A 12851-nucleotide genomic window follows, 5' to 3' on the forward strand; every position below is an offset into this window, starting at 1 on the left:
GACAACCTATAACCTAAGTTTCTTATTGTTTGTAATATAATACAATAAGAAAAAAGGACTATCTTTGCCGAAAGACTGGCATAATTTTGTAAATTTTATCATTTTTTTCGAATAATCGCCTTCTTATTGTGATATAAAACGACATTTATCCGACAATCTTCCAATCGGCAAAAAAAAGATACCAACCAATGTCCTATATAAATTCAGACATTAGCTGGTACCTTAATCTTTCTATTTGTCAGGTCGAATTGCTTGCCTGCTTACAAAATGTATTGACTCAGATCCCGGTCCTCAGCGATTTCTCCCAGTTTCTCTTTCACATACTGAGGTGTTATAACAAAATGTTCCAGATTCAATTCCGGAGCTTCAAAAGACAGATCTTCCAGCAGCTTCTCCAGAATCGTATGCAAACGCCGCGCACCGATATTTTCGTTGTTGGCATTAACCGTGGTGGCAATGGCTGCAATTTCACGAATGGCGTCCGCCGAGAATTCAATCTTGATGTTTTCGGTTGCAAGCAGCTCTGCATATTGTTTCGTCAAAGCGTTCTGAGGCTCTGTCAAAATGGAAACAAAGTCCTCCAGGCTCAAGCTGCTCAGCTCAACGCGAATCGGGAATCGCCCCTGCAGCTCGGGAATCAGGTCTGACGGTTTAGCCACATGGAAAGCTCCGGCAGCTATAAACAGGATGTAGTCGGTTTTGACTGGTCCGTATTTCGTCATCACCGTGGAGCCTTCCACAATAGGTAAAATGTCTCGTTGTACACCTTCTCTGGAAACGTCTGGTCCGGACCCCTGTCCTTTGCTTGCCACCTTATCAATTTCGTCTATGAAAATAATTCCGGACTGCTCTGCCCGGCTAACCGCTTCCTGAACGAGATCATCGTGATCGATCAGTTTATTCGCTTCTTCCTGAGTCAGCACCTTGCGTGCTTCTTTAACCGTCAGCTTGCGCTTCTTGGTCCGCTTTGGCATAAAGCTGCCCAGCATTTCCTGCATATTCATGCCCATTTGATCGCCGCCCTGGCCGGACAGCATATCCAGCATGGTCGGAGTTGTGTCCTCAACATCGATTTCAACAATGTCCTCTTCCATACTTCCTGACAGAAGCTTAAATCTGACCTGCCGGCGCTTCTCGACGAGCTGGGTATCCTTATCCTCATCCTCCCGGCTTGCATCCGCTTCCTGGGACTGATTGCCTCCACCATTTCCAAACAGCATTTCAAAAGGATTACGCTGCTGTTTATTCTTCAATGGGGACGGGGCCAGCAGCTTAATAAGTCGTTCATTCGCAAGCTCTTCCGCCTTGTCCTTGACACTTTCCGTCCGCTCGGTCTTGACCATCCGAATGGAGGTTTCAATCAAATCCCGGACCATGGATTCCACGTCGCGTCCAACGTAACCCACTTCCGTAAATTTTGTTGCCTCCACTTTAACAAATGGTGCGCCAACCAGTTTGGCCAGCCGTCTGGCGATTTCCGTTTTGCCTACACCGGTTGGTCCGATCATTAAAATGTTCTTGGGAACAATCTCATCCCGCACGTCGTCGTGAAGCAGGCTGCGGCGGTAGCGGTTGCGGAGGGCGACGGCGACAGACTTCTTGGCCTGCTTCTGCCCGACAATATATTTATCCAGCTCATTGACGATTTCTCTTGGCGTTAATGCTTGGTTTTTCATAATTCGTGCCTCCCGACAAATGCGGCCGGCTTCTCTCATTCGGAAGTAAAAATCCATCAGAAAAAAGCCGGCCGAAAAATGGATAACCCGTTAGGTCCACCTATCTTCCATTCTATTAGAGTTCTTCAACAATAATGTTATGATTTGTATACACGCAAATATCCGCCGCTACCTTCAGAGACTCATAAGCCATCTCTTTGGCACTCATGTTCTGTGCATGACGTTTCAATGCGCGCGCGGCAGACAAGGCATAATTGCCTCCGGAGCCGATCGCAATCACATCATCATCCGGTTCAATAATTTCTCCGCCCCCGGAGATCAGCAGCATTCCGCTCTTGTCCATTACGATGAGGAGTGCCTCAAGCTTGCGCAGCACCCGGTCCTGCCGCCATTCCTTGGCCAGTTCAACAGCTGCCCTCTGAAGATTCCCATGGTGCTCTTCAAGCTTGCCTTCAAACTTCTCAAACAAGGTGATCGCATCAGCTACGGAACCCGCAAATCCAGCCAGCACCTGTCCACGGTACAACCGTCGAACCTTTTTGGCAGTGTGCTTCATAATGACGTTCTCTCCGAAAGTTACCTGCCCGTCGCCGGCTATTGCGCACACGCCGTTATGTCTGACCGCGCAGATCGTCGTCGCATGAAAAGACAAATCCATCCGCTAGCACCTTCCTTATTCAGATTTAAGATCGGAAGCTGTAATGAAAGACTGTAAGCTGTTTAGCGCTCGATGCGCCAGCGCTTCATATTTTTCCCGCTTCTGCTTGATCCGTGTATCCAGCTTAGGGAACAGGCCGAAGTTTGCGTTCATCGGTTGAAAATGTTTAAAATCTGCCGTCGTAATATACCGGGCCATACTTCCCAAGGTTGTTTCCTCCGGGAATACAATACCGTCCTGGCCGGAAGCTACCCTCGCTGCGTTAATGCCTGCAATCAGGCCGGAAGCGGCAGATTCGACATATCCCTCTACCCCGGTCATTTGACCGGCAAAGAAGAGCGTTGGGCGTCCTTTGAACTGATAGGTAGGTTCCATCAGCTTGGGAGAATTAATAAATGTATTGCGGTGCATGACGCCATAACGTACAAACTCAGCATTTTCCAGTCCCGGAATCATTGAAAATACCCGCTTCTGCTCGCCCCATTTCAGATGCGTCTGGAAGCCGACCATATTATAAAGCGTTCCTGCAGCATTGTCCTGACGCAGCTGGACTACAGCATAAGGGAGTGTGCCTGTATGCGGATTAACCAGCCCTACCGGCTTCATTGGCCCGAACAACGCGGTTTGTTTGCCGCGCTTCATCATGACCTCGATCGGCATACAGCCTTCGAAATAAACCTCTTTCTCAAACTCCTTAAGCTGCGCTACTTCCGCAGAGATCAGCGCATCATAGAAGGCATTGAACTCTTCTTCATTCATCGGACAGTTGAGGTATGCCGCTTCCCCTTTATCATAGCGGGAGGCCAGATAGACCTTATTCATGTCGATGGAATCTTTCTCAATGATCGGGGCAGCCGCGTCATAAAAGTAAAAGTATTCCTCACCCATCAATGCTTTGATCTTCTCGGACAAAGCCGGAGACGTCAGCGGACCGGTAGCTATGACTACCACTCCATCCTGGGGAATCTCCTGAATCTCTTCATTAATTACAGTTACAAGCGGATGCTCGTGCAGCGTTCTCGTAATCTCCCCGGAAAAACCATCCCGGTCCACAGCCAGCGCCCCGCCCGCTGGAACCGCATTCCGGTCTGCTGCGCCCAGCACCAGCGAATTCAGCATTCTCATTTCTTCTTTCAAGACGCCTACCGCATTGGTCAGTCCGTTCGCACGCAGCGAGTTGCTGCATACCAGCTCGGCGAATTGATTGGTATGATGCGCAGGAGTTTGGACAACCGGACGCATCTCATATAAAGTCACGGGTATACCCCGGCTGGCGATTTGCCAGGCAGCTTCGCTGCCCGCCAAACCGGCGCCGATGACGGTAACCCTATTTTGCTCTGTCAATGTTACAACCTCCATTATGTTAAAGCTCAGTTGCTTCTTCGTTCTCTTCTTCCACCATTTCCGTATGATCGCAGGCAGTACACTGCAGCTTAACGCCTTGTTTGCTGCGTTTCTCAATCATGAGTGAGCCGCACTCCGGACAAGGCTTGGCCGAAGGCTTATCCCAGGATACATAATCACATTCCGGATAACGGTTGCAGCCATAGAAGATACGGCCTTTCTTGCTGCGGCGTTCGACGACATGGCCTTCCTTACACTTTGGACAGGTCACGCCGATTTCTTTGATAATCGGTTTGGTATTCCGGCAGTCCGGGAAACCGGAGCAAGCCAGGAATTTGCCGAACCGTCCAAGTTTATAAACCATATGACGGCCGCATTTTTCACAAATCTCGTCGGAAACCTCGTCTTCGATTTCGATTTCCTTCATTTCTTCTTCCGCAACCTTCAAGCGCTTCTCAAAAGATTCGTAGAATTCGCCCAAGACGCGAACCCAGTCCTCAGAGCCTTCTTCCACACGGTCCAGGTCTTCCTCCATATTGGCCGTAAACTCTACATCCAGAATTTCAGGAAAGAACTGCTCCATCTGTTCAATAATCAACTCACCAAGCTCAGTTGGAACAAATTTCTTCTCTTCAATCGCTACATAACCACGCTTCTGGATCGTTTCGAGGGTAGGCGCGTACGTGCTCGGACGTCCGATTCCCAGTTCTTCAAGCGTCTTGACCAGACGAGCTTCTGTATATCTTGGAGGAGGCTGGGTGAAATGCTGCTTCGGTTCAATACTCTCGAGCTTCAGTTTGTCCCCTTCATGAAGAGGAGGCAAAAATTTATCGTCGTCCGAAGCGGACCCATCGTCACTGCCTTCCACATAGACCTTCATGAACCCGTGAAAACGGATTTTGGAACCAACCGCCCGGAATATGACTTCACCAGCCGTAATATCCACAGACATCGTATCCAAAATCGCTGAGGACATTTGGCTGGCCATAAACCGCTCCCAAACCAGCTTGTAAAGCTTATATTGGTCTTTGCTCAAGAGCGCCTTCAGAGAGTCCGGCTCCCGTTCCATAGACGTTGGCCGGATCGCTTCATGCGCATCCTGGGCATTTGTGTTCTTCTTCGTGTATTGACGCGGGCTGTCCGGAGCATATGCCTCACCGAACTTATTGACAATAAACTCCTTGGCTTCAACCTGGGCCGACTCTGCAATACGGGTTGAGTCTGTACGCATATAAGTAATCAGACCGACGGTTCCCTCTTTACCAAGGTCTATCCCTTCATAAAGCTGCTGGGCAACCGACATGGTTTTAGCCGCACGGAAGTTTAACTTGCGCGCCGCTTCCTGCTGAAGGGAGCTTGTTGTAAAAGGAGGCGCCGGATGTCTTTGGCGTTCCTTTTCTTTTACCGTGCTGACCGCATACTCAGCTCCTTCAATCGCTTGAAGGATTTCCTGCACATCCGCTTCGCTGTGAAGCTCCTTCTTCTGGCCGCTGAGCTTGTGGAACTTGGCCTCAAATGTTGTATCGCCTGTTACCAGGGCTGTAGTGATGCTCCAGTACTCCTCAGGCACAAATTCGGAGATTTCATTTTCCCGGTCCAGAATAATCTTTACCGCTACTGACTGAACACGGCCGGCGGACAGCCCTTTTTTGACTTTCTTCCATAAAAGAGGGCTGATCTTATACCCTACAAGCCGATCAAGAATCCGGCGGGCCTGCTGGGCGTTCACCAGGTCCATATTAATCTTGCGCGGTGTTTTGAACGCATCTTTAACCGCCTGCTTCGTAATTTCATTAAAAACCACCCGGCAGCTGTCCCCTTCATTCAGATCAAGGACATGAGCCAGATGCCAGGCTATCGCTTCTCCTTCGCGGTCCGGGTCAGCCGCCAGATAGACTTTCTTCACTTTCTTGCTGGCATCCTTCAACTCTTTCAGAACGGAGCCTTTCCCGCGGATCGTTATATATTTGGGGTTAAAATCATTCTCAGCTTCAACCCCGATTTGACTTTTAGGCAAATCCCGGACATGGCCCATCGAGGCTTTAACGATAAACTTACTGCCTAAATACTTGCCAATCGTCTTCGCCTTCGCCGGCGATTCTACGATGACTAACGAATCAGCCATGGGAGAACCCTCCTCTCTCATTCACAACAAAATACTTAATTATCCGTTCGTTTGGCAATTAACCGTTTAAATTAATTTATAAATAGAGCCTGGCAATTGAACTGCCTGCTTTTTTATGATTAAAGATAACAGAACTGAATGCAAAAGTCCAAACTCCCAGCCGGTCAGGGTTAGCAGCTCATCAAAAGTCTGGTTCCCCTGCTCCAACATATGGTATATGCGCAGTTCCTCTTCTGTCAACTTGTTTCCGTCCGCAGTCCGGCTTTCGCTAGGGGCAAATCCATACTCCTCCAAAATATCCCGGGCATCTGTAATCAGCTTTGCCCCTTGTTTAATCAAATTCAAAGCCCCTCTGCTCTTAGGGGAAGTAATAGGGCCGGGTACCGCATAAACGTCCCGGTTTGCTTCCAGTGCAGCATCAGCGGTAATCAATGAGCCGCTCCGTTCATCTGCTTCAACGACCACAGTCCCCCGGCTTAGTCCTGCGATAATCCGGTTGCGCTGCGGGAACATACCTGGATGGGAAGGGGTGCCTATTGGATACTCGGACACAATTAGACCTTTTTCAGCAATCTCCTCAAATAAGAAGCGGTTCTCAGGCGGGTACGGCTGATCAATCGCGGTTCCCATTACAGCTGTAGTAGCACCAAACGATCTCAGGGCAGCCTGATGACAAATGCCGTCGATTCCGCGCGCCATACCGCTAACTACATTAACCCCCCGTTCGGCAAGTGAACCTGCCAGCATTTCGCCTGCTTTACGTCCGTAGGCCGTAGGAACGCGGGTTCCGACCATGGCAATTGAGAATTGGGACAGGAGCTCTAAACGGCCCGCTGTATACAAAACCCAAGGCGGCCTGGAAATTTCCTTCAATAATATGGGGTATTGTTCGTCAAAAATTGTAACCGGCACGATCCTTTTGCTCTTCATCCGGCCCTGCTGCTCTATCCGATTCTCTTCCCGTATGGAACGAATCAAATTACGGGCTGCCGCCGGGGCAACGCCCCGGCTTTCCCAATCCTGTTCAGTAAAGTCTATCGCGTCATTCAAATCGCCGTGCTTCATAACATTATCTATCGTCTTCCAGCCAATTCCGTGTGTTCCATGCAGGGTAATCAGCAGTTCTCTTCTATCCATTTCCTGTCAGATCCTCTCTCTGGCTGCAGACACAAATAAGCAACCCTCCACCTCAAGCGGGTTGGAAGGTTGCTTACCTTTGCCTGTATCCTAAATTTTTGTTTTATTACTGTTCATAATGTAATACTCTTCATTATGATTACATAATTAGTGCGTTGTACAGCCTTCAAGAAGCCCTTTAGTCTCCAGCACTTCCATCAGTGTAGAGCCCATTTCGGCAGGTGTCGGAGCCACTCTGATGCCGCAGGCTTCCAATTTCTCAATCTTCTCTTTGGCTGTTCCTTTACCGCCGGAGATAATGGCGCCTGCATGGCCCATCCGTTTTCCCGGAGGAGCCGTTACCCCGCCAATGAACCCGACGACAGGTTTCGTCATATTGTCGCGGATCCACTCCGCAGCCTCTTCTTCAGCAGTTCCCCCGATCTCACCGATCATGATCACGGCGTGCGTCTGAGGATCATCATTAAAACGAGCCAAAATGTCAATAAATTCAGAGCCCTTAACCGGGTCCCCGCCGATGCCTACAGCTGTGGATTGGCCTAGCCCGCGGGTGGACAACTGATGGACCGCCTCATAAGTCAGGGTTCCGCTTCTGGATACAACCCCGATATGCCCCGGTTTATGGATATATCCAGGCATGATGCCGATCTTGCACTCGCCTGGAGTAATAACACCCGGACAGTTTGGTCCGATTAAGACCGTCTTTTTCCCTTCCATAAACCGTTTAACTTTAACCATATCCAGAACCGGGATGCCTTCTGTGATGCAAATAACAAGATCCAGCCCTGCTTCAACGGCTTCAATAATCGAATCAGCTGCAAAAGCCGGCGGAACATAAATAACGCTTGCTGTTGCCCCCGTTGTCTCTTTGGCCTCAATCACCGAGTTAAAGATCGGCAGAGTGGCAACCTTTCCGCCTTCAAGCTCGATCTCAATGGATGTGCCGCCTTTGCCCGGAGTTACGCCGCCGACCATCTGCGTTCCGTATTCCAAAGCGCCTCTTGTATGAAACAGCCCTGTAGCTCCCGTTATCCCCTGGGTGATGACTTTCGTATGTTTGTCAATCAAAATGCTCACGTTAAAGGCCTCCCTCATTTTCTACTTGGTTAATCAGGAAACGTTTAAGAAACGTATTGGCGGATTTCAACTTACGAGACCAGCTCAACGATTTTCCGAGCTCCGTCGGCCATCGAATCTGCGGACACGATGTCCAGTCCGGATTGTGCCAAAATATTTTTGCCGAGCGCAACATTCGTTCCTTCCAAACGCACGACCAGCGGCTGGCTCAGGCCGACCTGCTGTGCCGCTTCCACAATGCCGGAGGCAATAACGTCACAACGCATGATACCGCCGAATATATTAACAAAAATGCCCTTCACCTGCTGGTCGGACAAAATGATCTTGAAAGCCTCGGTTACCTTCTCGGCTGTTGCACCGCCGCCTACATCAAGGAAGTTGGCAGGCTCGCCGCCATAATATTTAATAATATCCATCGTAGCCATCGCCAGGCCTGCACCGTTGACCATGCAGCCAATGTTGCCATCAAGAGCGATGTAGCTCAGATCAAATTTGGACGCCTCGATCTCCTTCTCGTCCTCTTCCTCCAAGTCGCGCAGTGCCAAAATATCTTTATGGCGGAACAGCGCGTTCGAGTCAAAGTTCAATTTAGCATCAAGCGCCAAAACTTCTCCGTCACCTGTTACGACTAACGGATTAATCTCAGCAATCGAACAGTCCTTCTCCACAAATGCCTGATACAAAGCCTGCATAAACTTAACCGCTTTGTTCACCAGCTCGTTCGGAATGCGGATCGCATAGGCTAAACGGCGGGCTTGATAGCTCTGCAGACCGACAGCGGGATCTATAACCTCTTTAAAAATCTTCTCTGGCGTTGCTGCTGCAACCTCTTCAATCTCCGTACCGCCTTCTTCAGAACCCATCATGACTACCCGTCCTGTGGAACGGTCAACCACAACGCCGATGTAATACTCCTTCTTGATGTCGCAGCCCTGCTCGATCAGCAGCCGTTTGATCTCTTTGCCTTCCGGCCCCGTCTGATGGGTAACCAGCACCTTGCCCAGCAGTTCCTGGGCATAAGCTCTGACTTCCTCCAGGCCTTTGGCTACTTTCACTCCGCCCGCTTTCCCGCGGCCGCCTGCATGGATCTGAGCCTTAACTACGACTACCGGAGTTCCCAGCTTCTCTGCTGCCTGTACCGCTTCTTCCACCGTAAAAGCCACATGGCCTTCCGGAACGGCTACACCGTACTGTTTTAATACTTGCTTTCCTTGATATTCATGGATATTCATCTGATTTGAATCCTCCTATCAACGGACGGTTATGAGGGTAATCAATATAAACCCAATTTATTTTAGCATGAAATTAAAACGCTTTCCTCAAAAAGTTCAAGTTTTATACACATCTTTTTGATATGAAATCCATCCCGTTTTGAGAACGATTACATACGCCTAACGAAGAGCTGAATTTAATGCTGGCTGATTCGTCATTTTCCGCTATGCTCCGCGCCTTATTCGGCTTCAGTTCCGATCATTTGCTTATCAAGCTGTCTGTACTGAATGGCCTCGGCAATATGCTCGGCAAGCACCTGATTCCGGTCCTCCAAATCTGCAATCGTCCGGCCGAGCTTAATAATTCTGTCATAGGCACGCATGCTGAGGCCCAGCTGTTCAAAAGACGATTTCATGAGCAGCTCGGCGTCTCTGTGCAGATTAACGGACAGCCTGAGCTTCGCTCCCGATAATTCACTGTTCCAGCTCATTCCCGTCCCTCTCAGCCTGTGATTCTGCCGCTCCTGGGCGAACAGCACCTGGTCCCTCATCATCTCCGAAGTAACCGGAGCTTCGTCGGCCCGCCAGGCCGTCGGCCGTGGAACCTCAAGCTGCAGATCAATCCGGTCCAGCAAAGGACCAGAAATCTTGGCACGGTACTGATTAATGCGCCAGGGAGTGCAGGTGCAAACCGGGAGTGGCGGCCGGCTTCCCATATACCCGCACGGACAGGGATTCATAGAGGCAGCCAGCAGGAAATGCGCCGGGAAGGTAAATGCGGCTTTAGAGCGGCTGATGGTTACAATTCGTTCCTCCAGCGGCTGCCGGAGAACCTCAAGAACATTTCTGGAGAACTCGGGCAATTCGTCGAGAAACAAAACCCCTTTATGAGCCAGGCTGACCTCTCCGGGCTTGGGGATGCCTCCGCCGCCGATTAACCCGCCTGCTGAAATCGTATGATGAGGGGCCCTGAATGCCCTTCTTCGCAGCAGACCGGTGGAAGCTTCTTTAAACTTTCCAGCAGCGCTGTAAATTTTGGTTACCTCCAGCGCTTCCTCTTGGGACAGCTCCGGCAAAATTCCGGGCAGCCTGCGGATCAGCATCGTTTTTCCGGTGCCTGGCGGGCCGATCAAAATCAGGTTGTGCATGCCTGCTGCCGCAATCACCAATGCACGCTTAACATGGCGCTGTCCGGTAACATCACTGTAATTCTCGGATATTGTGCTGCTTTCCTTCTGAACAAGCTCATTATAATGCGCCGACTCCTGCAAATATTCCAGGCTGGACTCTATGGATGGCCCCGGGCCGTCCTGCTCTGCTTTAAGATTCAGAAAGCTCAGCTGCTTCAAATGACGGATTCCGTAAATTTTGATTCCTTCTATTAATATGGCTTCACCTGCATTGTCTGCGGGCAGCAGCACCGAATCAAAACCGCTGCGTTTTGCCAGGTCTACAATAGGAAGAACTCCGGTAACCGGACGAAGCCCGCCATCCAGCGAAAGCTCTCCTATAATAAGCATCCGTTCATGCTCAGGCAGCCGGATTTGCCCGCTGGCCTGCAGCAGTCCAAGCGCGATCGCCAGATCAAAGGCCGACCCCTCCTTGCGCAAATCAGCAGGTGCCAGATTAATTGTGATCCGCTGCAGCGGATACGTGTATCCGCAGTTCTTGACAGCCGAGCGGACCCGCTCTACCGCCTCCCTAACCGCCGTATCCGGAAGACCGATAATAGAGACCATAGGAAGACCGTTGCTTAAATCGGTCTCGATTTCGATCAAAACACCGTCTATCCCATATAGACAAGCACTGTGAAGTTTGCTGTACATAACAAAAAAACACCCTTTCCGCATCATGTTCACAACATGGCTGCAAGAAAAGGTGCTTCCTTATTCTCCGCACATTTATAAGATTGTAAAATATTGTATAACCAGACTGCGTGTCTGTCAACCTTGATAAGGAAGATTTTCCTCAAGTCAAAATGCGCCTATCAGATGATCGGCAGTTACCGCCTGCCCCGCTTTATTGACAATAACAGCCACTACATCGAAACGGACTGCCGCATCTCCTTTGCCTTGCTGATAAAGATAAACAGCAGCAGTGTCCCTGACCTGCTTGATTTTGCGGGCATCCACGGACTCGGCCGGATTACCGAACATCAATGCTCCTGCACTGCGGGTTCTTACCTCGACAAAGATAAACTGATGATCTTTAAAGGCGATAATATCAAGTTCACCGCTTCGGCACCGCCAGTTTCTTGCCAGAATTTCATAGCCTTCCCGGGCCAGCAGCTCTGCTGCCGCTTGTTCTCCGAGAGCTCCTGTCTGCTTGCGGTTTCGCTTGGGTCCGGCAGCCGGCTGCTTCTGCCCCTTCCCGCTAACGTCCATAGCGCAGATCCTCTCTGGCCGCCCGGTCTGAACGGTAAATAAAGCTCAAAATTTCTGCGACAAGCGCATAGAGCTCCGGCGGGATCTGCTGATCCAGATCAAGCTTGGACAGAACCTCTACCAAAGCCGCATCCTCTTGAACCGGTATGCCGTGCTCCTCGGCTTTATCCAGGATTTGCTGCGCCAGATAACCGCGGCCTTTGGCTGCAACAACCGGAGCATCGCTGACGGCAGGATCATACTTGAGCGCTACGGCTTTTTTGCGAAAAGGAGAATCATCCTTGCTGTCCTGGTTGTTCATACCCGGTAATCCACTCCTCTGTATACAGGAGGAACGTAAGAAGCCGCTCCCGACTGGGAGACCTGCCGGTCCTCCTGTCCATTTGATCCTGTTGAATAGGAAGCTGTTCTCATTGACAACAGGCGGTAGCCGGCCTGTTCAATTGCTGTGCTGATCTCCTCCTGCCGTCCCTCCAGAAAAACACCTGCGGCATCCCCTTCACTGTGGATGTTTAGGATTACTTTCTTGTCAGCAACCTGAACGTCTACCATCAGCTTCCCTAGTGCAGACATATTAAGATCAAACCACAGCCGGCAGTTGTCCGGGTCGAGCTCGCCCCTTTTGCCCCTGCGGGACTGGATTTGCACGGTCGCTGTTTCTTCTCCGTCCGGTCCCTGGAAGGGGAAAAACATCGTCACCTGCGCAAAAGGAGCCGTCCGGTCCGTATTGAGCAGCAGCTGCTGTCCGGTTAACTGCTGCACCATCTGTTTAGCCGCCTCCTGAAGCGGCTGCGGCGCATCCGGGGTATCTAGAATCTGCAGCAGAATACTCTTCAGATTCTCTTTCAGAGCGAGAGTCGAGCTGTCTTCTCCGGCTGACGCCTGTGAATCCTGCCCGGAGTCAGCCGTTTGGCCAGCGCTCACCTGCTCTGCTGCATCTGAATGGATATTAAGGCCATTAGCGATACGCGCTGCAGAGGAAGCCAGGTCCGGGGCGGGAGGCTGCCCGACCGCCGTGCCAGGGGGCTGGGCTGCGCCGCGGGCTGCATCGCCTGCGCCGCGGGCTGCCTCGGCTGGCGCGGCCTCAGGCCCGCCAGCCGCTGCGTCTCCTGCCGCAGCTGAGGCAGGAGACGGGGTGCCCGGCGCTGCCTGCGCCTGGGCACCCTGGCCCGGGGCGGCTGCGCCAGCCCCGGAGCCTGCCGCGCCGCCCTCAGCCGGCCGCGCGGGAGGCTCCGGGGC

The 12851-nt window shown here is 51.1% G+C and carries 10 protein-coding genes and 1 pseudogene; all 11 read right to left on the reverse strand.

Annotation, left to right across the window (positions count from 1 at the left end):
* Window positions 1-260 precede the first annotated feature (260 nt).
* Entirely contained in the window at window positions 261-1676 is a 1416-nt protein-coding gene (hslU, locus tag FCN15_RS05650) for an ATP-dependent protease ATPase subunit HslU (RefSeq protein WP_138493985.1), read from the reverse strand.
* A 115-nt stretch (window positions 1677-1791) separates the two neighbouring features.
* On the reverse strand, window positions 1792-2334 hold the full coding sequence (hslV, locus tag FCN15_RS05655; protein WP_138493986.1) for an ATP-dependent protease subunit HslV: 543 nt from the start codon (window positions 2332-2334) through the stop codon (window positions 1792-1794).
* Window positions 2335-2349: 15 nt separating this feature from the next.
* Window positions 2350-3678, reverse strand: a complete 1329-nt coding sequence (trmFO, locus tag FCN15_RS05660; protein ID WP_138493987.1) for an FADH(2)-oxidizing methylenetetrahydrofolate--tRNA-(uracil(54)-C(5))-methyltransferase TrmFO — start codon at window positions 3676-3678, stop codon at window positions 2350-2352.
* A gap of 19 nt (window positions 3679-3697) precedes the next feature.
* The gene (gene topA, locus FCN15_RS05665; RefSeq protein WP_138493988.1) at window positions 3698-5803 is read right to left on the reverse strand and encodes a type I DNA topoisomerase; all 2106 of its coding nucleotides are present in this window, start codon (window positions 5801-5803) and stop codon (window positions 3698-3700) included.
* 66 nt (window positions 5804-5869) lie between these two features.
* Window positions 5870-6940: a DNA-processing protein DprA gene (gene dprA, locus FCN15_RS05670; protein ID WP_138493989.1), complete on the reverse strand. Its 1071-nt coding sequence runs from the start codon at window positions 6938-6940 to the stop codon at window positions 5870-5872.
* A 147-nt stretch (window positions 6941-7087) separates the two neighbouring features.
* On the reverse strand, window positions 7088-8017 hold the full coding sequence (gene sucD / locus FCN15_RS05675; protein WP_138493990.1) for a succinate--CoA ligase subunit alpha: 930 nt from the start codon (window positions 8015-8017) through the stop codon (window positions 7088-7090).
* A 71-nt stretch (window positions 8018-8088) separates the two neighbouring features.
* On the reverse strand, window positions 8089-9249 hold the full coding sequence (sucC, locus tag FCN15_RS05680) for an ADP-forming succinate--CoA ligase subunit beta (protein WP_138493991.1): 1161 nt from the start codon (window positions 9247-9249) through the stop codon (window positions 8089-8091).
* Between the two features lie 218 nt (window positions 9250-9467).
* Window positions 9468-11054: a YifB family Mg chelatase-like AAA ATPase gene (locus FCN15_RS05685; RefSeq protein WP_138493992.1), complete on the reverse strand. Its 1587-nt coding sequence runs from the start codon at window positions 11052-11054 to the stop codon at window positions 9468-9470.
* A gap of 147 nt (window positions 11055-11201) precedes the next feature.
* Window positions 11202-11612, reverse strand: coding sequence for a YraN family protein (locus FCN15_RS05690; protein ID WP_138493993.1), 411 nt, complete (start codon window positions 11610-11612; stop codon window positions 11202-11204).
* Entirely contained in the window at window positions 11602-11913 is a 312-nt protein-coding gene (locus tag FCN15_RS05695; protein WP_138493994.1) for an EscU/YscU/HrcU family type III secretion system export apparatus switch protein, read from the reverse strand. Before FCN15_RS05695 ends, FCN15_RS05690 begins: the two co-directional genes overlap by 11 nt.
* Window positions 11910-12851 (reverse strand): annotated as a pseudogene (locus tag FCN15_RS19120) (flagellar hook-length control protein FliK); the annotation flags it as partial. The pseudogene FCN15_RS19120 and the gene FCN15_RS05695, both read right to left, overlap by 4 nt.

Origin of the sequence: Paenibacillus pinistramenti (genome assembly GCF_005869875.1) — a bacterium.
GTDB classification, from domain to species: domain Bacteria; phylum Bacillota; class Bacilli; order Paenibacillales; family Paenibacillaceae; genus Fontibacillus; species Fontibacillus pinistramenti.